The organism is Aureimonas glaciei, assembly GCF_014643375.1.
Taxonomy (GTDB): domain Bacteria; phylum Pseudomonadota; class Alphaproteobacteria; order Rhizobiales; family Rhizobiaceae; genus Plantimonas; species Plantimonas glaciei.
The window spans coordinates 358631-383066 of record NZ_BMJJ01000002.1; the positions used below are offsets into that span (position 1 = coordinate 358631).

General features: G+C 67.4%; 21 protein-coding genes. 10 read left to right on the plus strand and 11 right to left on the minus strand.

What is annotated here, in order from left to right; translation table 11 throughout:
• Positions 1 to 31 precede the first annotated feature (31 nt).
• From IEX88_RS05695 to secD, 7 genes are all read left to right on the plus strand, one after another.
• Positions 32 to 1396 carry a substrate-binding protein gene (locus tag IEX88_RS05695; RefSeq protein ID WP_188849601.1) on the plus strand — a complete coding sequence of 455 codons (1365 nt, stop codon included), beginning with the start codon at positions 32 to 34 and terminating at the stop codon, positions 1394 to 1396.
• An 83-nt stretch (positions 1397 to 1479) separates the two neighbouring features.
• Entirely contained in the window at positions 1480 to 2493 is a 1014-nt protein-coding gene (locus IEX88_RS05700; RefSeq protein WP_188849602.1) for a branched-chain amino acid ABC transporter permease, read from the plus strand.
• Positions 2494 to 2497: 4 nt separating this feature from the next.
• Positions 2498 to 3718, plus strand: coding sequence for a branched-chain amino acid ABC transporter permease (locus IEX88_RS05705; protein WP_188849603.1), 1221 nt, complete (start codon positions 2498 to 2500; stop codon positions 3716 to 3718).
• Between the two features lie 10 nt (positions 3719 to 3728).
• The gene (locus tag IEX88_RS05710) at positions 3729 to 4484 is read left to right on the plus strand and encodes an ABC transporter ATP-binding protein (RefSeq protein WP_188849604.1); all 756 of its coding nucleotides are present in this window, start codon (positions 3729 to 3731) and stop codon (positions 4482 to 4484) included.
• A complete protein-coding gene (locus IEX88_RS05715) occupies positions 4481 to 5269 on the plus strand; it encodes an ABC transporter ATP-binding protein (RefSeq protein WP_188849605.1) in 789 nt (262 codons plus the stop codon). The genes IEX88_RS05710 and IEX88_RS05715 overlap by 4 nt, the downstream gene beginning before the upstream one ends.
• Before the next feature lie 456 nt (positions 5270 to 5725).
• On the plus strand, positions 5726 to 6130 hold the full coding sequence (locus IEX88_RS05720; RefSeq protein ID WP_188849606.1) for a hypothetical protein: 405 nt from the start codon (positions 5726 to 5728) through the stop codon (positions 6128 to 6130).
• An 82-nt stretch (positions 6131 to 6212) separates the two neighbouring features.
• Positions 6213 to 8771: a protein translocase subunit SecD gene (gene secD / locus IEX88_RS05725; RefSeq protein WP_188849607.1), complete on the plus strand. Its 2559-nt coding sequence runs from the start codon at positions 6213 to 6215 to the stop codon at positions 8769 to 8771.
• Between the two features lie 237 nt (positions 8772 to 9008).
• Here the strand turns inward: secD and IEX88_RS05730 are convergent, their stop codons facing one another.
• From IEX88_RS05730 to IEX88_RS05765, 8 genes are all read right to left on the minus strand, one after another.
• Entirely contained in the window at positions 9009 to 10115 is a 1107-nt protein-coding gene (locus IEX88_RS05730) for an autoinducer 2 ABC transporter substrate-binding protein (RefSeq protein ID WP_188849608.1), read from the minus strand.
• 62 nt (positions 10116 to 10177) lie between these two features.
• On the minus strand, positions 10178 to 11122 hold the full coding sequence (locus IEX88_RS05735) for an ABC transporter permease (protein WP_188849609.1): 945 nt from the start codon (positions 11120 to 11122) through the stop codon (positions 10178 to 10180).
• Positions 11123 to 11133: 11 nt separating this feature from the next.
• A complete protein-coding gene (locus IEX88_RS05740) occupies positions 11134 to 12114 on the minus strand; it encodes an ABC transporter permease (protein WP_188849610.1) in 981 nt (326 codons plus the stop codon).
• Positions 12111 to 13637, minus strand: a complete 1527-nt coding sequence (locus tag IEX88_RS05745) for a sugar ABC transporter ATP-binding protein (RefSeq protein ID WP_188849611.1) — start codon at positions 13635 to 13637, stop codon at positions 12111 to 12113. Before IEX88_RS05745 ends, IEX88_RS05740 begins: the two co-directional genes overlap by 4 nt.
• Positions 13627 to 14352 carry an SDR family oxidoreductase gene (locus IEX88_RS05750; RefSeq protein WP_188849612.1) on the minus strand — a complete coding sequence of 242 codons (726 nt, stop codon included), beginning with the start codon at positions 14350 to 14352 and terminating at the stop codon, positions 13627 to 13629. The genes IEX88_RS05745 and IEX88_RS05750 overlap by 11 nt, the downstream gene beginning before the upstream one ends.
• 45 nt (positions 14353 to 14397) lie before the next feature.
• Positions 14398 to 15480, minus strand: coding sequence for an NAD(P)-dependent alcohol dehydrogenase (locus tag IEX88_RS05755; protein ID WP_188849613.1), 1083 nt, complete (start codon positions 15478 to 15480; stop codon positions 14398 to 14400).
• Positions 15481 to 15485: 5 nt separating this feature from the next.
• Complete coding sequence (locus IEX88_RS05760) at positions 15486 to 16988, minus strand: FGGY-family carbohydrate kinase (RefSeq protein WP_188849614.1); 1503 nt, start codon at positions 16986 to 16988, stop codon at positions 15486 to 15488.
• On the minus strand, positions 16978 to 17781 hold the full coding sequence (locus IEX88_RS05765; protein ID WP_188849615.1) for a DeoR/GlpR family DNA-binding transcription regulator: 804 nt from the start codon (positions 17779 to 17781) through the stop codon (positions 16978 to 16980). The genes IEX88_RS05760 and IEX88_RS05765 overlap by 11 nt, the downstream gene beginning before the upstream one ends.
• A 188-nt stretch (positions 17782 to 17969) precedes the next feature.
• Between IEX88_RS05765 and IEX88_RS05770 the strand changes: the two genes are divergently transcribed.
• From IEX88_RS05770 to IEX88_RS05780, 3 genes are all read left to right on the plus strand, one after another.
• On the plus strand, positions 17970 to 20066 hold the full coding sequence (locus tag IEX88_RS05770) for a bifunctional rhamnulose-1-phosphate aldolase/short-chain dehydrogenase (protein ID WP_373289550.1): 2097 nt from the start codon (positions 17970 to 17972) through the stop codon (positions 20064 to 20066).
• Between the two features lie 65 nt (positions 20067 to 20131).
• Positions 20132 to 21430 carry an L-rhamnose catabolism isomerase gene (rhaI, locus tag IEX88_RS05775; RefSeq protein ID WP_188849617.1) on the plus strand — a complete coding sequence of 433 codons (1299 nt, stop codon included), beginning with the start codon at positions 20132 to 20134 and terminating at the stop codon, positions 21428 to 21430.
• 220 nt (positions 21431 to 21650) lie between these two features.
• Positions 21651 to 22202, plus strand: coding sequence for an SIS domain-containing protein (locus tag IEX88_RS05780; protein WP_188849618.1), 552 nt, complete (start codon positions 21651 to 21653; stop codon positions 22200 to 22202).
• A 289-nt stretch (positions 22203 to 22491) separates the two neighbouring features.
• Here the strand turns inward: IEX88_RS05780 and ribB are convergent, their stop codons facing one another.
• The 3 genes from ribB to IEX88_RS05795 form a co-directional block, all read right to left on the minus strand.
• Entirely contained in the window at positions 22492 to 23619 is a 1128-nt protein-coding gene (ribB, locus tag IEX88_RS05785; RefSeq protein WP_188849619.1) for a 3,4-dihydroxy-2-butanone-4-phosphate synthase, read from the minus strand.
• Positions 23620 to 23709: 90 nt separating this feature from the next.
• Positions 23710 to 24168 (minus strand): preQ(1) synthase, encoded by a 459-nt coding sequence (gene queF, locus IEX88_RS05790; RefSeq protein ID WP_188849620.1) that lies wholly within the window; start codon positions 24166 to 24168, stop codon positions 23710 to 23712.
• Complete coding sequence (locus IEX88_RS05795) at positions 24165 to 24347, minus strand: hypothetical protein (protein ID WP_188849621.1); 183 nt, start codon at positions 24345 to 24347, stop codon at positions 24165 to 24167. Before IEX88_RS05795 ends, queF begins: the two co-directional genes overlap by 4 nt.
• Positions 24348 to 24436: the final 89 nt, after the last annotated feature.

Sequence of the window (24436 nt, forward strand, 5' to 3'; positions counted from 1 at the left end):
CTGTGGGCTTCGACACTCTGGGAGGATTTCGATGACGATTATCAAGACGGGCTGGAACCGTCGCCAGCTGCTGAGGACCGGCGCCGCCGCCGGCGCAGGCCTGATGATGCCGCACATTTTCACGCGCGGCGCCTGGGCCCAGGACCAGGCCTTCTGCAACAACCCGACCGGCGCGACCGTGACGCTCGGCTTCAACGTGCCGCAGTCCGGCGCCTATGCCGACGAAGGTGCCGATGAACTGCGCGCCTACCAGCTCGCCGTCCAGCATCTGAACGGCGAGGGCGACGGCGGCATGATCCCGCTGTTCAAGCCGTCGAGCCTGAAGGGCAACGGCATTCTCGGCAAGAAGGTCGTCTTCGTCACCGGCGACACCCAGACCAAGGCCGACATGGCCCGCGCGTCCGCCAAGCGCATGGTCGAGGCCGACGGCGCGATCATGATCACCGGCGGCTCGTCCTCGGCCGAGGCCATCGCGGTGCAGTCGCTGTGCCAGGACATGGGCGTCCTGTTCATGGCCGGCCTGACGCACTCCAACGACACCACCGGCAAGGACAAGCGGCGCTACGGCTTCCGCCACTTCTTCAACGCCTACATGTCGGGCGTCGCGCTCGGCCCGGTGCTCGGCGAGGAATACGGCAAGGACCGCACCGCCTACCACCTGACGGCCGACTACACCTGGGGCTGGACCCAGGAAGAGTCGATGAAGAACGCCACCGAGGCGCTCGGCTGGAAGACCATGCAGGCCGTCCGCACCCCGCTCGGCGCCGGCGACTTCTCGCAGTATCTGACGCCGGTCCTGAACTCGGGCGCCGACGTCCTGATCCTGAACCACTACGGCGGCGACATGGTCAACTCGCTGCGCCAGGCCGTCACCCAGTTCGACATGAAGAGCAAGATGGTCGGCGGCAAGCAGTTCGAGATCGTCGTGCCCTTGTTCTCCGAGCTGATGGCGCAGGGCGCCGGCGACGCGGTGAAGGGCATTCTCGGCACCGCCAACTGGGATTGGAAGCTGGAAGACGAGGCGACGAAGGCCTTCTCGAAGTCCTTCGGCGCCGTCTACGGCACCCCGCCCTCGCAGGCCGCCCAGACCTGCTACGCGCAGACCCTGCTCTACGCCAATGCCGCGGAAATGGCCGGCACCTTCTATCCGCCGGAAGTGATCAAGGCGCTGGAGGACTTCGAGTTCGACGGCCTCGGCAACGGCAAGACGCTCTACCGCGGCTCCGATCACCAGTGCTTCAAGGACGTTCTGGTCGTGCGCGGCAAGCAGGCGCCGGCGAACCAGTTCGACCTGATGGAGATCGTCAAGACCGTGCCGCGCGACACCGTGACCTACGATCCCGCGATCTTCGGCGGCGAGCTCGGCCCCGCGGACGCCAAGATGTGCGCCGCCTGATCTGAGACGGAAGAGGAGAGGGCTGCCGGCAGGCCGGCAGCTCTTTCGCCATGACAGCCGATGCCGTGCGACCAGGGGAGCACATGGACGCCATCTTTCTTCAAATCATGAACGGTCTCGACAAGGGCGGAGCCTATGCGCTGATCGCGCTGGGTCTCACTTTGATCTTCGGCACGCTCGGCGTCGTCAATTTCGCCCATGGGGCGCTGTTCATGCTCGGCGCCTTCTGCGCCGTCGCCTTCTCCCGCATGCTCACCATTTCCGAAAAGGTCCGCGACGAGAGCATCACCTTCTTCGAGGCCTACAAGGAAGTGCCCTATGCCGAGATCTGGTTCGGCAAGACCGGCACGGTTCTCCTCGACTGGGCCGTGCCCTTGTCGATCCTCCTCACCATTCCGGTCATGCTGCTCGTCGGGCTGATCATGGAGCGCGGGCTGATCCGCTTCTTCTACAAGCGCAGCCATGCCGAGCAGATCCTCGTCACCTTCGGCCTCGCCATCGTCCTGCAGGAGGTCGTCAAGTCCTTCTTCGGCGCCAATCCGATCCCGCTGAACGCTCCGGCCGCCTTTTCCGGTTCGACCGATGTCGGCTGGCTGATCGGTGCGGCCAACCTTTCCTACCCGACCTGGCGCATCGTCTATTTCGCCTTCTCGCTGATCATCATCGCCGCCGTCTTCGCCTTCCTGCAGTTCACGACTTTCGGCATGGTGGTGCGGGCTGGCATGGCCGATCGCGAGACGGTGGGACTGCTCGGCATCAACATCGGCAAGCGCTTCACCATCGTCTTCGCGCTGGCCTCGCTGGTCGCCGGTCTTGCCGGGGTGATGTACACGCCGGTGCTGGCGCCGAGTTACCATCTCGGCATGGATTTCCTCGTCCTGTCCTTCGTCGTCGTCGTCGTCGGTGGCATGGGGTCGCTGCCGGGCGCGGTGCTGGCCGGCTTCCTCCTGGGGATCCTCCAGTCCTTCGCCTCGATGACCGAGGTCAAGGCGGTCGTGCCGGGGATCGACCAGATCATCATCTACCTCGTCGCCGTCGTCGTGCTTCTGGTGCGGCCGCGCGGCCTGATGGGACGCCGCGGCGTCATGGAGACCTGAGGCGATGAGCACCACGATCGAGCGGTCCGCCGCCACCACGCCGTCCGGCCGGCCTGTCGCCGCGCCGTCCCTCAGCCAGCGCCTGTCCTCCGGCCAGGGGCGTGACGCCCTGCTTCTGGTGGTCTTCGCCATTGCCGTCTTCACCATGCCGATCTGGCTGGCGCCGATCGGGGCGGGCTATCCCGACATCCTGCAGAAGTTCGCGATCTTCGGCATCTTCGCCCTCGGCTTCAACATCCTGTTCGGGTTCTCCGGCTACCTCTCCTTCGGCCATGCCGCCTTCCTCGGCGCCGGCTCCTATGCCGCGGTCTGGATGTTCAAGCTGGTGTCGATGAACGTCATCTTCGCCGTGCCCTTTGCCGTCCTGATCGGGGCGATCTTCTCGCTCGGCATCGGCTATGTCAGCCTCCGGCGCTCGGGCATCTACTTCTCGATCCTGACGCTCGCCTTCGCGCAGATGTCCTACAATCTGGCCTATTCCGTGCTGACCCCGATCACCAACGGCGAGACCGGCCTGCAGATCGCGCGCACCGATCCGCGCGTCCTCGACCGGATGCTGGGCGATGCCGGGACCAGCATCCCGTCGCCGAACTTCTTCGGCATGGCGCTGCAGGGCTGGTCCGGTTTCTACTTCTGCGCCACGCTCCTCGTCATCGCCTTCGCCATCACCATGAAGATCAAGAACTCGACCTTCGGCATGATGCTGCTCGCCATCAAGTCGAACCAGAACCGCATGGGCTTCACGGGCTTTGCCACGCGGCCCTATCTCCTCACCGCCTTCGTCATCTCCGGCATGTATGCCGGGCTTGCCGGCGGCCTCCTGGCGGTCACCGATCCGCTCGCCGGCGCCGACCGGATGCAGTGGACGGCCTCGGGCGAGGTGGTGCTGATGACCATTCTCGGCGGCGTCGGCACGCTGCTCGGCCCCGTCCTCGGCGCGGCGGTGATGAAATATCTCGAGCAGATCTTCTCCTCCTTCAATGACGGTGTTCTCACCCGCTTCTTTGATTTCCTGCCGGATGGCTTGCAGAGCTTCATGGTCGCGATCACCAGCCCCTTCGTTGGCGAGGGCTGGAACCTCACGCTCGGCATCCTCTTCATGGTCCTCGTCATCTTCCTGCCGGGCGGCCTGATGGAAGGCTTCAAGCGCATCGGCGGGCTCTGGTCGAAGCCGAGCGCCCGGGCCGCCGGTACGCCGCCGTCCCCCGTTTCGCCTGCGAAGTGAGGGGCACGGCATGACCATTCTTTCGATCAGCGGCGTCAACAAGCGTTTCGGCGGCCTGCGCGCCCTCGACAACGTCAACCTCAACGTCAAGGAGGGCAGCGTCCACGCCATCATCGGGCCGAACGGCGCGGGCAAGTCGACGCTGCTCAACTGCCTCGTCGGCCGCATCGTGCCGGACGAGGGCAGGGTGGATTTCGCCGGCCATTCGCTGCTCGGCCGCAAGGCCCATGAGATCAACCAGGCCGGCATCGCCCGCGTCTTCCAGACGCCGGAAACCTTTGGCGAGCTCACCGTCTTCGAGAACGTCATGATCCCGGCCTTCGCCCGCCACGACGGCTCCTTCCGCATCAATCTGTGGAAGCGCGCGCTCGGTCGCGCCGAAATCCGCGAGGAGGCTGAGCACATCCTGGAAGACCTGCAGCTCGCCGACCAGCGCGACCAGCGCGTCGATTCCATGTCGCGCGGCGACAAGCGCCGGCTGGAGCTCGCCATGTGCCTGGTCCAGAAGCCGAAACTCCTTCTCCTCGACGAGCCGACCGCCGGAATGTCGCGCGCCGACACCAACAACACGGTCGAACTCCTGAAGAAGATCGCCGGCCGCGGCATCACCAAGGTGATCATCGAGCACGACATGCACGTCGTCTTCTCGCTGGCCGAGACCGTCAGCGTCATGGCGCAGGGCACGGTGATCGCGGAAGGCACGCCCGCCGAGATCAAGGCGAGCCCGCGCGTCCAGGAAGCCTATCTCGGGGGAGCCCATCTATGAGCGACGTCCACGGCACCCTGTCCCCGCGCTCCGTCCCGGCCGTTGGCCTCGCGCCCGGCGCCGTGCCCTCGGTGGCGGCAAAACCCTTCCTGTCGGTGCGCGACATCCACGCCTATTACGGCGAGAGCTATATCGTGCAGGGCGTTTCCTTCGAGGTGCGCGAAGGCGAGATCCTGGCGCTGCTCGGCCGCAACGGCGCCGGCAAGACCTCGACGCTGCGCACCATCGCCCGCACCACCACGCCGGCGCTGAAGGGCGGCGAGATCTGGCTCGACGGTGCGCCCCTGCACCTGATGAAGAGCCACGAGGCGGCGCAGGCCGGCGTCCAGCTCGTGCCCGAGGACCGGCGCATCATCGCCGGCCTGACGGTCGAGGAAAACCTCAAGCTCGCCCAGATCCAGAAGCCGATCGGCTGGTCGCTGGAGCGCATTTACGAGCATTTCCCGCGCCTCGCCGAGCGCCGCACGCAGGAGGGCATCACCATGTCCGGCGGCGAGCAGCAGATGCTGGCGGTCGCCCGGGCGCTCGCCCGCGAGGTGAAACTTCTCCTCCTCGACGAGCCCTATGAGGGCCTCGCCCCGGTCATCGTGCAGGAAATCGAGCGCATCGTCGAGGAGATCAAAGGTCTCGGCATCACCACCATCCTCGTCGAACAGAACGCCGTCGCCGCGCTGCATCTCGCCGACCGGGCGATCGTGCTGGAAATGGGCGAGGTCGTGTTCGACGGCTCGGCGCAGGAGATGATCGACAACAAGGAACTCCGGCTGCAATATCTGGCGCTGTAGCGACGTTCTGGTTGCCGATGGCAGGGGCGCGGTGCGGTCGGGTACGATTACCCAGTCGTGCAGACGTACAGGGCTCGTCATCCCCGGGGCTACGGCCCCGAGGATGACGACTGGAAAGAAAACCGCTCTTCGGGCGGGTTCAGAGGGCAATAGCTGTCTTCGGTCGTCGAACGCGAACCTTCGAAACATAGTCATTCTCGGGCTTGACCCGAGAACCCATGCCGAAGCTCTTCAACCGCCGCTGCGGTTCACTGCTCCATAAAAGCTGACAAGTCTTGTCCTGCTGGGGCCGTGCCACTCCCCCGTTTCGGCATGGGTCGTCGGGTCAAGCCCGATGATGACTAGCGTTTGGGGGAGCGCCCATCTATCGCCGGCGATCACCTTTCCCTTCCGTGACGTGCAAAGCCCCCATTGTCCTGCTATAGGCCTCAGAAACCGGCGAAACTGACAGGACCGATGCAGCCCAACCGCGCCCCCTTGCGAGACGACCGACGGCACCGCGCCGTGCCGCTCCTGTGGGTTCTGGCGTCGCTGTGTCTCCTGCAATGGGGTCTGTCCGTCGGCCCGCTTTCCGGTCTCGAACGGCAGGCGGCGGTCGCACGGCAGGCCGGCAACAGCCTCGGCTCCTCGGCGCCGCGGCTGCGCGATCTCGCCAAGCTCGCCGGGACCGATCTGAGGGCCAAGGACGGCAAGCAGCAGGCCGCGCCCGCGGGCGGCGATCCCGCGCTTGCGGCCGAGTCCGTCGCCTTCCTGTCTCTCGGCGCCCGTCGCGCCACGCCGGCGCTGGCCGCTTTGGCTGTGCCCGGCGGCCTTGCCGGCCCGCCCTTCCAGGCCCGTGCGCCGCCGCGCCTTCCGGCCTGACGCCGCCTAGCGGCCCCGCTTCTCCCTTTCGTTCTCCCGCCATGCCGCCCCCCGGCAGGCGACGCATTATTCGGAACCGTCCATGCGCACGTCCCGCTGGGTGCTCGGCCTCTATGCCGTCATCATCTTCTTCGGCCTGCTCGCCGCTCTGCCCAATCTCTTTACGGAACAGCAGCGGGCAAACTTCCCCGCTTTCCTGCCCAAGCACGCGGTCAGCCTCGGCCTCGATCTTTCCGGCGGCTCGCATCTCGTGCTCGAGGTCGACGGCGTCACGCTGAAGGCCGACCGGCTGCGCGCGCTGCAGGACCAGGTCCGTTCGACGCTGCGCGACGCGCGGATCCCGATCCGCTCGGTCCGCGGCGACGCCAATGCGGTCACCGCGACGCTCGCCACCGAGGCTGATCGCGACAAGGCCCTGCCGCTGATCCAGGCCCTCTCCGTGCCGCTCGCTCCGTCCGCCTTCGGCGCGACCACGGCGTCCGACCTCGACATCTCCGGCAGCGGCGCCCAGATCCGGGTTGCCCTGACCGAGGCCGGCCTTTCCGACCGCACCACGCAGGCGATCCAGCAGAGCCTCGAGATCGTGCGCCAGCGCATCGATCAGGTCGGCGTCTCCGAACCGACGATTCAGCGCGTCGGCGCCGACCGCATCCTCGTCCAGCTCCCGGGCGTCCAGGATCCGGCGCGGCTGCGCGAACTGCTCGGCTCGACCGCGCAGATGAGCTTCCACATGCTGTCGGACAATGGCGGCGCCAACACGCCGGGCGTCACCATGCTGCCCGATGCCGACGGCACCACCACCTATCCGATCGAGGACCGGGTCGCCCTGTCCGGCGAGCGGCTGACGGACGCGCGTCCGGGCTTTAACTCGCAGACCAACGAGCCGATCGTCTCCTTCACCTTCGACTCCACCGGTGCACGCGAATTTGCCGACATCACCCGCGCCAATGTCGGACGGCCCTTCGCCATTGTCCTCGACGGCAAGGTGCTGAGCGCGCCCGTGATCCGCGAGCCGATAACCGGCGGCCAGGGCCAGATCAGCGGCAACTTCACCGTCGAGGAATCGACCGTGCTCTCGGCGCTGCTGCGCGCCGGCGCGCTGCCGGCGCCGCTGACGGTGATCGAGGAGCGCACGGTCGGCGCCGATCTTGGTGCCGACGCCATTGAGCGCGGCATCGTCTCCGGCCTCGTCGGCTTCGGCTTCGTCTTCCTGTTCATGTTCGTGCTCTACGGCCGCTGGGGCCTTCTGGCGAACTTCGCCCTCGCCCTCAACGTCATCCTGACCTTTGGCGCGCTCAGCATTCTCGGGGCGACGCTGACCCTGCCGGGCATTGCCGGCATCGTGCTCGGCATCGGCCTCGCGGTCGACGCCAACGTCCTCATCAACGAGCGCATTCGCGAGGAGAGCCGCAAGGGGCTCGGCGCCTTCCCGGCGCTCGATGCCGGCTTCTCCAAGGCCTATTCGACCATCGTCGATTCCAACGTCACCGCGCTGATCGCCACCGCCATCCTGTTCTACTTCGGCACCGGCCCGGTGCGCGGCTTTGCCATCACCATGTTCCTCGGCATCGCCATCTCGATGTTCACGGCCGTGTCGATCGTCAAGGTGGTGATGACCGCCATCGTCCGCCGCTGGCGCCTGAAGACGATCCGCATCGAGCCGCTGTTCGGCATCAAGCTGATCCCGGACAACACCAAGATCCGCTTCATGAAGGGCCGGTTCTTCGGCATCGGCGTGTCGGCCGTGCTGTCGATCGCCTCGATCATCCTGTTCCTGTCGCCCGGCCTCAACTACGGCGTCGACTTCAAGGGCGGCATCCAGATGGAAGTGCGCACCGAGGGGCCGACGGATCTGGCGGCCATGCGCACCGGGCTCGAGGCGCTCGGGCTCGGCGGCGTCGGTCTGCAGCAGTTCGGCGAGCCGAACAGCGTGCTGCTCCGCGCCGAACGCCAGCCGGGTGGCGAAGAGGCGCAGAACGAGGCCGTCGCGCAGATCCGCACGGCTGTCGCCAGCATCGATCCTACCGCCAAGATCGAGCGCACCGAAGTGGTGGGCCCGAAGGTCAGCGGCGAGCTGGCCCAGGCCGGCTGGATCTCGGTCATCCTCGCCAGTTTGGCGATGATGTTCTACATCTGGTTCCGCTTCGAATGGCCCTTCGCCGTCGGCGCGATCGCCACGCTGATCCTCGACGTGACCAAGACGGTGGGCTTCTTCGCCCTCACCGGCATCGAGTTCAACCTCACGGCCATCGCGGCGCTGCTGACGCTGATCGGCTATTCCGTCAACGACAAGGTCGTGGTCTATGACCGCATGCGCGAGAACATGCGGCTCTACAAGGCGATGCCGATGCGCGACATGATCGACAAGTCGATCAACGAGACGCTGGCGCGAAGCCTGTACACCTCGATCACCGCGTTCCTCGCGATGCTGCCCCTGGCGATCTGGGGCGGCAGCGCGGTCGAGAGCTTTGCCGTGCCGATGGTCTTCGGCATTCTCGTCGCGGCCAGCTCCTCGGTCTTCATCGCCGCGCCGATCCTGCTCTTCCTCGGCGACTGGCGCACCCGCCGCCGTGTCCGCGTCGCCGCCACCGAGGTGGCGGTTGCTGAAGGCACCGTGACCGGGACGTCCGGCAAGGCCTGAGGCTTTGCAACGAGGCTGACATGAAGAGCCCGCCCGGAGCGATCCGGGCGGGCTCTTTTGTTGGATTGAAGCGTCACAAGAAGGGGCGCCATTCTTCTCCCCTCCGGGGAGAAGGTGGACGGCGCGAAGCGACGGCCGGAAGAGGGGGCCACGTGGGCGGAAACCCTCCACCCGTGCCCCCTCATCCGCCCCTTCGGGGCACCTTCTCCCCCAAGGGGAGAAGAAGGTTTTCAAGCTTCAGAAGTCGAAGTCGTTGATATCCGCCTTGGTGAACACTTTCGGCAGGCCGAGCAGGATCTGGCTCTGGTTGACCACCTGCAGCTTGCCGAGGCGGCCGGCTTCGAACTCGGTGGCGCCCGGCTGCAGCGTGCCGTCGGCGACGGCGCGCATCACCATGCCCGCGGCATAGCCGAGATCGACGGTCGACCAGAGGATGGTCGACTTGATGCAGTCGTTGTTGACGTAGGGCTTCATGGCATTGGGCAGAGCGAGGCCGACGACCGAGACCTTGCCGCAGAGCTGGTTCTGCTGCACCGCCTCGGCGGCGGCGGGCGTCGCGACCGAGGTCATGCCGAGAATGCCCTTCAGCTCGTCGCCATGCTTGTTGATGAGGGTCTGCGCCTGGTTGAAGGACAGGATGTTGTCCTCCTGCGCCTCGACTGTCTCCAGGAACTTCAGCTTCGGATGGCATTTTTCGGCATAGCCGGCCATTTCCGAGATCCAGCGCGCCTGGTTCGGCGTGGTGAACGTCGAGGTGACGATGGCGAAGGAGCCTTCCTCGCCGATCTCCGAGGCGAGTTGGTCGATCATCGCCTTGGCGACGCCGTTCGGCTCGGCCTGGTTGACGAACCATTGGCGCGCATCGGGCTCGGCCTCGGCGTCGTAGCCGACGACGTTGATGCCGGCTTCCAGCGCCCGCTTCAGCACCGGCGCGATGGCGACCGGATCGTTGGCGGCAAACAGGATGCCGTCGACGCCGGAGGTGATGTAGTTGTCGATGAAAGTCACCTGTTCGTCGATGTTCGCCTTGGTCGGCCCGTCCGTTGTGACGGTCATGGTGCCGAGCTCCTTGGCCGCTTCCTGGATGCCGGCGGCGGTGGAGTTGAAGTAGCCGACGCCGATCAGTTTCGGGATGTCGACGACCGTGAGGTTCTTGCCCTTGCGGTCGGGGGCGTTGGTCGGCACGCCGCCATTGTATTCGCCGGGCGCGGCCGTCGCGACGCTGGCGTCGCAGGCGAGCGGATTGGCCGGCAGCTCGTCGCCGCCCGTCCAGGCGCTCTGGGCGAAGGCGGGCGCGGCCAACAGGCTGGCGCCGAGATAGAGGCCGATCGTGATCTTCTTCATGCTGGTTTCCTCCCACAGGGTGCGAAAAGGGCGGTGCTCTTCCGGCGCCGCCCGGCTGAGCCTCAGTCGTCGCTGTAGCGGCTGAGGAAGTTCGAGATCAGCACGGCGAAAATCAGCACCACGCCGATGACGATGATCGTGCCGTCGCCGCGCACGCCCGACAGCGCCAGGCCGTTCTTCAAGACCTGGACGAGGCAGAGGCCGAGCAGCGTGCCGACCAGCATGCCGCGGCCACCGAAGATCGAGGTGCCGCCGAGGACGACGGCGGTGATGACGTCGAGCTCGATGCCGTTGCCCATGTCCGAGCGCGTCGTCGACACGCGGCTGACGAAGACGATGGCGGCCAGCGCCGAGACGAAGCCCGAGGCCGAATAGATCCAGAGTTTCGTGCCGGCGACGTCGATGCCGGAATAGAGCGCGCCCGCCTCGTTGTTGCCGATGAGATAGGTGGCGCGGCCGAAGGTGGTGAAGCGCAGGACGTAGAAGCCGACGGCGGCGACCACGGCGAACAGCCAGAGCTGCGTCGGAATGCCGAGAAGGCTGCCCTGGCCCAGGGCGAAGAACCATTCGGGATAGCCGCGGATCGACCGGGCCTGGCTGATGCCTTCGGCAAGGCCCCGGTAGAGCGCGAGCGTCGCCAGCGTCGCGATCAGCGGCGGCACCTTGAAGCGGGTGATGATCAGCCCGTTGACGAGGCCGCAGAGCGTGCCGACGACGACGACCAGCGCCATCGCGGCGGGCAAAGGCAGCCCCAGCGTCTTCCAGAACACCCCGATCAGGATGGCGCAGAGGCCGAGGATCGAGCCGACGGAGAGGTCGATGCCGCCGGTGATGATGACGAAGGTCATGACGACGCCGATCAGCCCGACCTCCGTCATCAGCCGCGCCTGGTTGAGGAGATTTGCGGTGGTCAGAAACCTCTCGGTCTGAAAGGCGAGAACGCCGAGGGCGAGCGCCAGCAACAGGCCGAGGATCGCTTCGTGGCGGAGGAGAAGGCGGGCGGTCATCTCATCTCTCCTCAGCCGGTCTTCTTGCGCCGCGCCATGTCGGCGAGCACGGTGCCAAGGATGAGGATGCCCTGCACCGCCCGCAGCCAGTAGGCCGAGACGTTGAGGAAGATCAGCGCGGCGCCGATGGTGGCGAACAGGATCGCCGCCAGCGTCGAGCCGATGACCGTGCCGATGCCGCCGAGGATCGACACGCCGCCGACGACCGAGGCGGTGATGATGATGAGTTCGAGCCCGTTCGGCACGGTCGACTGGATCACCTGCAGCTGCGTGGCGAAGAGCACCGCCGCGATGCCGCCGATGACGCCGTGCAGCGCGAACACTTTGACGATGGTCGGCTTGTAGGCGATGCCGCTCGCTTCCGCCGCTTCCGCATTGCTGCCGACGGCGTAGATCGAGCGGCCGAAGGCGGTGTGGCGAAGGAGGAGAGCGGCCAGAAGCGTCATGCCGACCATGAACCAGACCGGCGAGGGCACCTGCAGCAGGCGGAACTGCGCCAGCTGGAAGCTCGGCGGCAGGTTGGAGATCCAGGCACCGCCGGTCGCCACGATCAGCCCGCCGCGCAGGATCGACAGCATGGCGAGCGTCGCGATGATCGAGGGCACCTTGGCATAGGCGATGAGCGCGCCGACGAAGGCGTTGATCGCCCCGCCGGCCAGAAGCGGCACCAGCCAGGCAAGCCAGACGGGGTAGCCTGAAGTGGCGATGAGGCCCGAGACGGTGGCCAGCACCCCGATCAGCGCGCCGATCGAGACGTCGATATGGCCTGAGATGATCACCATCGACATGCCGATGGCGGCCACCGCGATATAGGCGTTGCCGACGAAGATGGCGGTCAGGTTGTTCTGCGACAGGAAGCGCGGGTTCATCCAGCCGACGAAGGCGAACAGCGCGACGATGGCGACGAGGAGCAGCAGCTCCTGGCCGAGCCCGCCGACGCGCGGCACGCGCAAAGCGCGCCGGGTCGGGGCGGCCGTGTCCGGCGCGGTCATGCGGCAGCTCCCGTTGCAGTCCGCCCGGCCATCATCGCCGCGCCGACGGCATCAGGCGTCGCCTCCTCGCGCGAGAAAGTCGCGGACAGCCGGCCGGCATTCATCACCACGATGCGATCGCTCATGCCCAGCACCTCCGGCAGTTCGCTGGAGATCATCAGGATGGCCAGACCCTGGCGCGCCAGCTGGTTCATCAGCTTGTGGATCTCGGTCTTGGCGCCGATGTCGATGCCGCGCGTCGGCTCGTCGAGGATGAGGATGCGCGGGTTCGTCGCCAGCCATTTCGCCAGCACGACCTTCTGCTGGTTGCCGCCGGAAAGCTGCGAGACGGTCTGGCCGGGACCACGGGCGCGGATCTGGAACCGGGCGATGGCGTCGACGGCGAGCGCATTTTCCTTCGCCCGGTCGACGGTGCCGCCTTTGACCAGCCGGTCGAGGATCGCCATCGAGACGTTGTCGCGGATCGACTGCGCCCGCACGAGGCCGTGCAGCGCGCGGTCCTCGGGGACATAGGCAATGCCGTTGTCGATGGCGGTGCGCACGCCGTCGACCGTGACCTTGGTGCCGTCGATGCGGATCTCGCCGGATGTGGCCGGCCGGACGCCAAAAATGGTCTCGGCCATTTCGGTGCGGCCGGAGCCGACGAGGCCGGCGACGCCGAGGATTTCGCCGGCATGCAGGTCGAAGGAGATGTCCGATACGACGCCGTCGAGCGTCAGGCCGCGGACCTCCAGCACCTTGCGACCGATCGGGATATCCTCCCACGGGAACAGCTGGGCGATGTCGCGCCCGACCATCATCGAGACGAGCTGGGCCTCGGTGACGTCCGAGATCGGCTTCGTCGCGATCGTCGCCCCGTCGCGCAGGACGGTGACGCGATCGGCGATCTCAAAGATTTCGTTCATGCGGTGGCTGACATAGACGATGCCGACGCCCGCCTGGCGCAGCGAGCGGATGACGTCGAGGAGGCGCTTCACGTCGCTCTCGGCGAGCGCCGCCGTCGGCTCGTCCATGATCAACACGCGTGCGTCGCGCGACAGCGCGCGGGCGATCTCCACCCGCTGCCGGTCGGCGACGGACAGTTTCACCACCTTCTGGTCGACATCGAGATCGGGACAGTCGAGCCGGTCGAGGAGGGCGCGCGCCCTTTCTCGCATCGCCGGCCAGTCGAGCGTGCCGAACCGCGTTTTCGGCGCATGGCCGAGAAAGATGTTTTCCGCCACCGTCAGCGAGGGAAACAGCAGAAGCTCCTGGTGCACCACGGCGATGCCGGCGGCCTGTGCCTCGCGGGGGCTGGCGAAGCGGGTGGTCCGCCCGTCGGCGACGAGCGCGCCCGCATCGGCACGGTGGGCACCGGACATGATGCGGATCATCGTCGACTTGCCGGCGCCGTTCTCGCCCATCAGCGCGTGCACCTCGCCGGCGCGCAGGTCGAAGTCCACTTCCTTCAGCACCACCACCGGGCCAAAAGCCTTCGACACTTTCCGCAGTTCGATGATCGGCGGGCTGGCCTCAGACGACATGAAAACCTCCGTCGATCGGCAGGGCCAGACCCGTCAGCATGGCAGCCCGGTCGGAGAGGAGGAAGAGAATCACCTCGGCGACGTCCCCGGTCTCGGCGAAGCGGCCGAGCGGCGTGCGGGCCAGCATCGGCCCGCCCTTTTCCGGCGCGGACCAGGCGACGCGGGCGAGATCGGTGAGGGTGACGCCGGGATTGACGGCGTTGACGCGTATGCCGTGGGACCCGAGTTCCTTCGCCATCACCCGCGTCAGCCCGTCCATCGCCCCCTTGGAGGCGCAATAGGCGGCATGGTCGGGAAAGCCGAAGAAGGAGGAGAGCGAGGAGACGTTGACGATCGCCCCGCTCACGCCCCGGCGGACGAGGTCGCGGGCAAAGACCTGCGAGACGATCGCCGTCGCCCGCACGTTCACCGCCTGGATCTTGTCAAAACTCTCGTCCTGCATCTCGAGAAACGGCTCGAGGATGTTGATGCCGGCGCAGTTGACGAGGAGGTCGGCCGGCAGCGCGGCTTCCGCCGCCTGCCGCGCTGCCACCTTGTCTTCGAGATCGACGGCGATCGAGCGGCCGCCGATCTCGGCCCTCAGCGAATCGAGATCGGCCTGTGACCGCGACAGCGCGGTCACCTGTGCCCCGCGCGCGGCCAGAAGCTGCGCCGTGTGCCGGCCGATGCCCTTGCCGGCACCGGTGACGATCACTTGTCTGCCGTCGAACTCCATTGCGCTCCTCCCAAAGCCCGCCGGTTTGCCGCGATGTGCGGCGGTCTATTTTCCGTCGAGGCCCATCACGATCTGCATCTTCACCTCACCCTTGGGTGCCGAGGCGGCAATCTCGAAGGCCTCGACGCTGTCCTCGAAGGCGAAGGTGCGGGTGATCAGCGGCGCGACGTCGATCGTGCCGGAGGCGAGCATGGCGACGCAGCGCGGGAACACGTGGGCGTAGCGGAAGACGTGCTCGACCCGCGCCTCCTTCACCATCGCCGAGGCGACGTCGTAGGGCACCGGCGACATCGGGATGCCGACGAAGACGAGGACGCCGCCGGGGCAGAGCGGCTCGAAGATGCCGGCGACGGCCCGTTCCGAACCCGAGCATTCGTAGATCACGTCGGCGCCCCAGCCTTCGGTCGCGGCCTTCACCACGTCGGCGAGCTTCTCCCGTCCGACATTCACCGTCGTCACGGCGCCGAGCGTGCGGGCGAGGTCGAGCTTGGTGTCGTCGAGATCGCTGACGAAGACGTGCGAGGCGCCGCCGGCGAGCGCCGCCAGCACGGTGACGAGGCCGATCGGCCCGGCGCCGATGACGATGGCGACGTGGCCGGGCGCGGCCCGCGCCTTGGTCACGGCATGGACGCCGACGGCCAGCGGCTCGACCATGGCTGCGGCGGCGAAAGTGACGTTGTCGGGAATCTTGAAGGTGAGGGCGGCCGGATGGACGACGCTGGAGCGCAACACGCCGTGCACCGGCGGCGTCGCCCAGAAGCGGACGTCGGGATCGAGATTGTACAGGCCGAGCTGCGTCGCCTTGGCCGTCGGGCTCGGAATGCCCGGCTCCATGCAGACGCGGTCGCCCACCTTCAGCGTGGCGACGTCGCTGCCGACTTCGGTGACGATGCCCGAGGCCTCGTGGCCGAGGATCATCGGCGCCTTGACGATGAAGGGGCCGATCGCGCCGTGGGTGTAGAAATGCACGTCCGATCCGCAGATGCCGACCGTGTGGATCGCGATCCTGACATCGTGCGGGCCGACCGTCTCGTCGATCGGGCAGTCGCGCAGCGACAGCCTGTCCTTGGCCTCGAGGACGAGGGCGCGGGTTTCGGTGCTGGCGGGGAGGGCGTGAGCTTGAGACATGTCGATCATCCGATGTTCGGCCGCTGGCTTGTCCGGGGCGGCAGGAAAGTACTGGCGGTCGCGGCGGGCGACACGGCGCTGGCCGCGCGTCGCCGCCAGACCGCAGCATAGTCGAGAAGGGCAGGGTCGGTCTTCTCCCCGCGCCGTTGTCCGCCGCTCAATTCGCGGCGTTCGTGCTGGCTGCCCCGGGCGAGCAGGGCCGCGCCCGCGCTGGTGCCGGTGACGCCGGCCGAGGCGATCACGGGCCGCCCGGTGAGGGCGGCGAGGGTATCGAGGAAGACGCCGTTGCGCGCGAACGGTCCTTCGACCACCGTCGGGCCGTCGCCGCCGATGAGACCGAGCACGGTGTCCACCATCAGCGCCGCGTAGAGGCTGGCGACGGCCGAGCGCTCGGCCGGCGACAGGCTGTCCGGGTCCTCGCTCCAACAGCCCTCGCTCGCCGGGAACGGGCCGGTGCCCGGCACGAATCCCGGAAGGGCCATCACCTGGCGTGCGACAAGGGCGGCGACACAGGCGTCGTCGGGCTCGTCGGCCGCGCCCCGGGTCAAGAGGTCGAACTCGCGGCCGCCCATGAACATGGCAGACGGCGTCGGCCGCGCGAAGGCGTCGACATTGACCAGCGTGTCCCGCGCCGGATCGAGCGCTGTGGGCTTGCCGCCGACGGCGAAACTGACGATCCAGGTGCCGGTCGACACGACCGAGAACGGCGCCTCCCGCGAGAGGAGGTGCGGCAGCAGCGAGGCGTTGGAATCGTGGATGCCGCAGAAGACCGGCAGCTGCCGGCCGGGCGCCAGCCCGATCGCGGCGGCGATGTCGGGCCGCAGGCTGCCGAGGACGTCGAAGGCGGAGCGCATCGGCGCAAACAGGGACCGCCAGCCCAGACGATCGACCAGCGAGGAGACGTCGCCGGCCGCCGGGTTCCAGAGATCGGTGTGGCAGCCGAGCGAGGTGATCTCGCAGGCCGCGACGCCCGTCAGCCGGAAGGCCCAGTACTGCGGATAGGTCAGGAAATGCGTCGCGCGGCCGAAAGCTGAGGGAAAGCGTCGCTGCAGCCAGTAGAGCTGGTTGCCGACGTTGAGCCCCTTCGGCAGCCGGGGCGACTGCGTCTCGGCGAAATCGGGCCGGAGTGCCTCGTAGTCGTCGCTGATGGGGCCGGCGAGGTCGTGCTCGTAGTCGAGCACCGGCAGCACCAGCCCCTCCGCGTCGACGAGGGCGCAGGCGGCGCCGTGCGTGGTGATCGAGATCGCGTCGAGCGGGCCGGCGCCGGCAAAGGCGTCCAGACCGTCGAGAATGAAGGCCGAGAGCCCCTCGACGTCGGCATGCGGATAGGGACCGTCGGTCAGCACCCGGTTGGGAATGCTGCGGACATCGCGATCCCTCGCTTTCTCGAGGTCGTGCAGCACCAGCTTGGCATTGGTCTTGCCGATGTCGATGACGGCGACGAAGCGCGGCGCCGGCGGGATGGCCGCCGACGAGGCGGCGAGGGGCGCGCGGGGCTCAGGCGACATCGCTGACCCCTTCCGTGCGCTCCGACCGGGCGACGATCAGCCTGATGCCGGCCGCCTCGATCATCGCCGCGTCGGCATCCGCCACGCCCTCGTCGGTGATGACCACCCCGACCCGGTCGAGCGGGACGACGATCATCGACGACCGGCCCTTGAATTTCGAGGCGTCGACCATGACGACGATCTCGTCGGCCTGCCGCATCAGCCGCTGTTCCGACTGGATCAGCAGCGGGTCGGCCTCGGCGATGCCGTGGGTGGAGACGCCCTGCGCGCCCAGGAACATCCGCCGGGCCCGGAAATGCGCGATGCCGTCGTCGATGAACGGCGAGAGGATCAGCCCCTGTTCCCGGTAGATCGCCCCCGCTGGCGTCAGCACGGTGCATTTCGAGTGCTTCACGAGATGGCCGGCGATCGGGAAGGAATTGGTCAGCACCTGCAGCCGGAGACTGGTCAGCATGTGCACCATCTGGAAGGTCGTCGTGCCGCCGTTGATGATGATCGCGTCGCCGTCCGAGCACAGCAGCGCCGCCTCCCGGGCGATGGCGCGCTTCTGCACCGCGTTCAGCCCCTGCGAGGCCTCGAAGGAGGGGCCGGAGACGGCGCCGAAGGGCGAGGCCGAGAGCGCCTCGGCGCCGCCGCGCACCTTGCGCAGCCGTTTCTGCAGCGCCAGCGTCGCGATGTCCCGGCGGATCGTCGCCTCGGAGGCGTCGGTCAAAGCGGCGAATTCCTGCACGGTGACCACGGGCCGCGCCTGCACCGCGCTGAGCATGATCCTGTGGCGTTCGCGTTCGTGCATCCTGCGCCTCCCATCCCGAGTACATCCGCAGGGCAGCGTCATGTCAATCAAGAATGATCATATCTCGTCATGTCGCATCGCACAATGACCGGATATGACGATATGGCATTGACAGGTTTCCGCCGCGTCGGCAGGTTCACGGGGCGCGGACGGTCGGGGGCCAAGGCGCGGGGACGGGAACGAGGGACATGGCGATGGCGGAAACGCTCCTGGAAAACCTCTGGGACCGGGAGGCGGCCGGGGCGCTCGACGAGGCCGGCCGCCTGCTCTACCGCTCCAACCTTCTCGGCAGCGACAAGCGCATCACCAATTACGGCGGCGGCAACACCTCGGCCAAGGTCGCCGAGCGCGATCCGCTGACCGGCGCCGATGTGACGGTGCTCTGGGTCAAGGGCTCCGGCGGCGACGTCGGCACCATGAAGCGCGACGGTTTCGCCACGCTTTATCAGGACAGGCTCGAAGCCCTGCGCGTCCTCTACCGCGGCGAGGCGCACGAGGACGAGATGGTCGCCCTCCTGCCGCACTGCACCTTCAACCTCAACGCCCGCGCCGCCTCGATCGACACGCCGCTGCATGCTTTTCTGCCCTACCGGCATGTCGATCACATGCACCCCGACGCCGTGATCGCCATCGCCGCGACGCAAAACAGCCGCTCGATCACGCAGAAGGTTTTCGGCGAGGAGATCGGCTGGCTGCCCTGGCGCCGGCCCGGCTTCCAGCTCGGCCTCGACCTGGCGCGTTTCGCCGCCGAGAATCCGGAGGCCAAGGGCGTCGTCCTCGGCAGCCACGGCCTGTTCACCTGGGGCGACACGGCCGAGGACTGCTACGCGACGACGATCCGCATCATCAACAAGGCGATCACCTGGTTCGCCGAGGAGACACGGGGCAAGCCCGCCTTCGGCGGCCCGAGGCTGCAGCTACTGCCGCCGGGCGAGCGCCGCGCTCTGGCCGCCCGGCTGATGCCGGAGATCCGCGCCCGGATCGGCGCCGACGAGCGCAAGATCGGCCATTTCGACGATCAGCCGGCCGTGCTCGACTTCGTCGGCTCGCACGACCTCGGCCGCCTCGCGCCGCTCGGCACCTCCTGTCCCGACCATTTTCTGCGCACCAAGATCCGGCCGCTGGTCCTCGACTTCAATCCCGCCATGGGCGACGTCGGAACCCTCGTCGCCGGCCTCGACGCGGCGGTCGCCGCCTATCGCGAGGGTTACGCCGCCTATTACAAGCGCTGCCGGCACGAGGGCAGCCCGGCCATGCGCGATCCCAACGCGGTCGTCTACCTCGTCCCCGGCGTCGGCATGATCACCTTCGCCCGGGACAAGGCGACCGCGCGCATCGCCGCCGAATTCTACGTCAACGCCATCAACGTCATGCGCGGCGCCTCCGCGGTCGACACCTATGAGGGCCTCCCCGAGCAGGAGGCTTTCGACATCGAATACTGGCTCCTGGAGGAGGCCAAACTCCAGCGCATGCCGAAGCCAAAGCCTCTCGCCGGGCGCGTCGCCTTCATCACCGGCGGCGCCGGCGGCATCGGAAGGGCGACGGCGGCACGGCTCCTGGCGGAAGGCGCCTGCGTCGTCCTCGCCGACATCGACGAGACCGCGCTGGTCGAGACGCGGGTAAAGTTCGCCGAGGCCTACGGTGTCGACCAGGTCCGCACCGTGACCATGAACGTCACCGACGAGACGGCGGTCGCCGCCGCCTTCGCCGAGGCCAGCGCCGAATACGGCGGCGTCGACATCCTCGTCTCCAATGCCGGCATCTCCTCCTCGGCGCCGATCGAAGAGACGGAACTGTCGATGTGGAACCGCAACATCGACATTCTTGCCACCGGCTATTTTCTCGTCTCGCGCGAAGCCTTCCGGCTGTTCCGCCGGCAGAAACTCGGCGGCGCCGTGGTCTTCATCGCCTCCAAGAACGGCCTTGCCGCCTCGCCGAACGCCGCCGCCTACTGCACCGCCAAGGCCGCCGAGATCCATCTCGCAAGATGCCTCGCGCTGGAAGGGGCGGACGCCGGCATCCGCGTCAACACGGTCAACCCCGACGCGGTGCTGCAGGGCTCGAAGATCTGGACCGGCGAATGGCGCGAGCAGCGCGCCGCCGCCTACAACATGGCGCCGGGGGAGCTCGAGGAGCACTACCGCAAGCGCTCCATGCTGAAGCGCTCGGTGCTGCCCGCCGACATCGCCGAGGCCGTCTACTTTCTCGCCGGCGACCAGTCGGCGAAATCGACCGGCAACATCGTCAACGTCGATGCCGGCAACGCGCAGAGTTTTACGCGGTAGGGGGCGCTTGCCGTCACCGTTGAGACGACGGACGCAAGAAACGTCGAGGCAAGGGGAGACGCTGAATGCTGGAACTGCCGATCGATCCGGAGATCATCGACGACGACAATGCCCGCCACGACGCGGCGCTGACCGCCGACTATGCCGCGCTCGGTCATCAGTTGGCGCGGCGTGGGCTCTCGATCGACGCGGTGACGGCCAAGGTCGCTTCCTTCCACGTCGCGCTGCCGTCCTGGGGCGTCGGCACCGGCGGCACGCGCTTTGCCCGCTTTCCCGGCCCAGGCGAGCCGCGCGGCATTTTCGAGAAACTGGACGACTGCGCGGTGATCCAGCAGCTCGGGCGGGCGACCCCCGGCGTCTCGCTGCACTTTCCCTGGGACAAGGCCGATCCGGCCGAACTGAAGGCGAAGGCGCAAGGCCTTGGCCTCGTCTTCGACGCGGTGAACTCCAACACCTTTCAGGATCATCCGCACGATCCGAAGCAGCCGCTTTCCTACAAGTTCGGCTCACTCAGCCATGCCGACGCCGCGGTGCGGGCGCAGGCGGTGGACCACAATCTCGAGACGGTCGAGATCGGCACCGCGCTCGGTTCCACCGCGCTGACGGTCTGGATCGCCGACGGCTCGAACTTTGCCGGCCAGTCCGACCTCGGCCGCGCCTTCGACCGCTATCTCCAGTCGATGAAGGCGATCACCGCGAGACTGCCCGCGGACTGGCGGATCTTTGCCGAGCACAAGATGTACGAGCCGGCCTTCTATTCGACGGTGGTGCAGGACTGGGGCACGAGCTACCTCGCGGCGACGGAGCTCGGACCGAAAGCCTTCTGCCTCGTCGACCTCGGCCACCACGCGCCGAACGTCAATATCGAGCAGATAGTCAGCCGGCTTATCAAGGCGGGAAAGCTCGGCGGATTTCACTTCAACGATTCGCGCTATGGCGACGACGATCTCGATGCCGGCTCGATCGATCCCTTCCGGCTGTTCCTCGTCTTCAACGAACTCGTCGAGGCGGAAGATCGCGTCGCGGCGCTGCGACCCGCCCACATGCTCGACCAGTCGCACAATGTCACCGACCCGATCGAGAGCCTGATCCGCTCGGCCGGCGAGGTCCGCCGCGCCTATGCGCAGGCGCTTCTCGTCGACCGCGCCGCTCTGCACGGTTATCAGGACGACAACGATGCGCTGATGGCGTCCGAGACGCTGAAGCAGGCGTTTCGCACCGATGTCGAGCCCATCCTCGCTTTGGCACGGCTGAAGGCCGGCGGCGCCATCGACCCCATCGGCGCCTACCGCGCGAGCGGCTACCGCGCGAAGGTCGCCGCCGAGCGGCCGGCGGTCCGGGGAACGGGCGGCGGGATCGTGTGAATGAGTGAGCTCCCGCTTTCATCCCTCATGGTGAGCCTGTCGAACCACGAGGGGTCGGCACCACGGGGACGCGCCCTGCGTGGTCCTCGCCCTTCGACAAGCTCAGGATGAGGACCAGGGAAGCGTTCGCACTTCGAGGAAAGGCAGGCTTACGGGAAAGCAGCGCCCATCGATCCAGCCCAGCCGTGCGAACCCGCCCACTGACAAAGGAAAATCCGACATGACCCTCTACCGCACTGCCCTTGAGGAACTCGGCGCCGTCGCCGACCGGATCGACGATGCGGCCGTCGACGAGGCCTGCCGGATGATCGCCGGCGCGCGCCGCGTCGGCGTCTTCGGCGGCGGCCGGGAGGGCCTGCAGATCAAGGGCTTTGCCATGCGGCTCTTCCATCTCGGCCTGGATGTCGCGGTCGTCGGCGACATGACCATGCCGGCGCTGGGGGAGGGCGACCTCTTCCTCGTCACCGTCGGCCCCGGCGAGATCTCCACGGCTTTGGCGCTGATGGGCGTCGCCAAGGCGGCGGGGGCGAAAATCCTGTTCCTCACCGCGCAGCCTCAGAGCCGGGGCGCGGCCATGGCCGACAGGGTGCTCACCATCCCGGCCCAGACCATGGCGAACGACCAGGGCGCGGCGGCGACCTCCGTCCTGCCGATGGGCTCGCTCTACGAGGGCGCGCTTTTCCTCGTCTTCGAGATCATGGTGCTGAAGATCCGCGACATCCTCGGCGTGACGCCGGAGACGATGCGGGCCAACCACACGAACATGGAATAGGCTTGGCTCTCGGGCGGCGGCCTCGAAATGTCGGTGCCACGGTCTCAGACGATTGGGAACGGATCCCGGGTCAAGCCCGGGATGACGACGTCCGGAGTCTTGGATCGTCCTGTACCGGTGCGGGGCGATCCACGAATCTGCGAGACGATCGCATTCCGGCTTGGCGACGAAGTTTGGAGATCGTCATCCCGGCCTTGAGCCGGGATCCATTCCAAGCCGCCTTCACTGCCGGATCGAGTCCAATCAGCCGGGCTCCGAAAGCATGCGGCACAGCGGAAATCGGCCCGCGTCAGTCCTCGACGAGGATCGTGCCGGCGACTTCGATGCCGAAGCCGGTGAGGCCGACATAGGAGCGCTCCTCGGTGGCGAGGACGGCGATCGAGCGCACGTCGAGATCGCGCAGGATCTGCGCGCCGACGCCGACCTCGCGCCAGCGGCGCATGCGGGCGCGGGCGCTGACATGCCGCTCGCCGTCGCTCGGCGCCTCGACCGCGTCGGCGGCACCGATCGGCGAGGCCTCGAAATCGTCGACATGGGGCTGGCGCAGCAGCATCAGCACGCCGCGGCCGTGTGTCTTCAGCGTCTCCACGGCGATCTCGACCCAGGTCTTCGACGCTTCCGTGCGGCCGAAGAGGTCGAGCACCGGCTGTTCGCGGTGAATGCGGGTCGGCACCTTCTCGCAGCCGCGCACCTCGCCGAACACGGCGACGACATGCTGCATGGCGTCGAAGGGCGTCTCGTAGATGCGGATCGTGCCTTCCATGCCGGCGATCTGCATCTTCTCCTCTTTCACGCAGGTGACGAAGGATTCGCGCCGGATGCGGTAGGAAATGAGGTCCTCGATCGAGATGATCTTCAGCCCGTGCTCGCGGGCGAAGGGGATGAGCTCGGCGAGGCGCTTGACGGTGCCGTCGTCATTGACCACTTCGGCGAGGATGCCGACCGGCGGCAGGCCGGCGAGCGAAGCCAGGTCGCAGCCGGCTTCCGTATGGCCCGAGCGCGTCAAGACGCCGCCGGCCCGCGCGATCAGCGGAAAAATGTGGCCGGGGCGCAGGAAATCGCCGCCCGAGCAGTTGTCGTTGGCGAGCGCCCGCACCGTGTTGGTGCGCTCCTCGGCGGAAATGCCGGTGGTCATGCCAACCTTGTAGTCGACCGAGACGGTGAAGGCGGTGCGCATCGGGTCGAGATTGTTGGCGACCATCGGCGGCAGGTTCAGGGCGTCGGCCCGCTCGGCCGGCATCGGCGCGCAGATGATGCCGCTGGTGTGGCGGATCATGAACGCCATCTTCTCCGGCGTCGTCTTGGCCGCGGCCATGATCAGATCGCCCTCGTTCTCACGGTCCGTGTCGTCGACGACCACGACCATCTCACCGGCGGCGATGGCCGCGATCGCATCTTCGATTGAGTCGAGTTCCATGAGAAGTCTCCTGCCGGCGTGCGCTTTTGCCACGCTCGTAAGCCTTGGTTGCGTTGGGATCAACGGCCGGATCGGTTGACGCTGCTGATATCAGCCGCGGCCCCGATAGGGCGGCACGCCCTGATCGGGCAGGAAGACGCCCTCGGGCGGCGCGCCGGTCTGCCAGAACACGTCGATCGGAATGCCGCCGCGCGGGTACCAATAGCCGCCGATCCGCAGCCAAAGCGGCTTCGTCACTTCCACGATGCGGCGGGCGACCTCGACCGTGCAGCTCTCATGGAAACTGCCATGGTTGCGGAAGCTGGTGAGAAACAATTTCAGCGACTTCGACTCGACGAGTCTTTCATCCGGCGCGTAGTCGATGACGAGATGCGCGAAGTCGGGCTGGCCGGTGACCGGGCAGAGCGAGGTGAATTCCGGGCAGGCAAAGCGCACGATGGTCGGCGGTCCGGGCAGGCGCTGGTAGGGCACGGTTTCCAGCACGGCTTCGTCCGGCGAGGCGGCAGGCCGCGCCTCGGCGCCGAGCTGGGTCAGATGGCTTTCGGTCATGTCGGGCTCTCGATGGGGAAGGCAGGGCGCCGGAAGGTCGGGAGGAAACGGCGGCCCCGGGAAGCATCTCGGCCGCCGCCGGTCCCCGGGCCTGCCAGGCATTTCAGCGCGGCGAAGAGGATCGCCGCCAGGCCGATCCGGAAAAACCAGCGATAGCGCCGAAGCAGGCTCGCGATCAAGCCTGTCGCATCCAGACGAGGCCAGGCGCTGTTGTCAGGCCCGCACCGCGCTGCCGACGACGGTCGTCCCGGGATCGGCACGCGGCGCG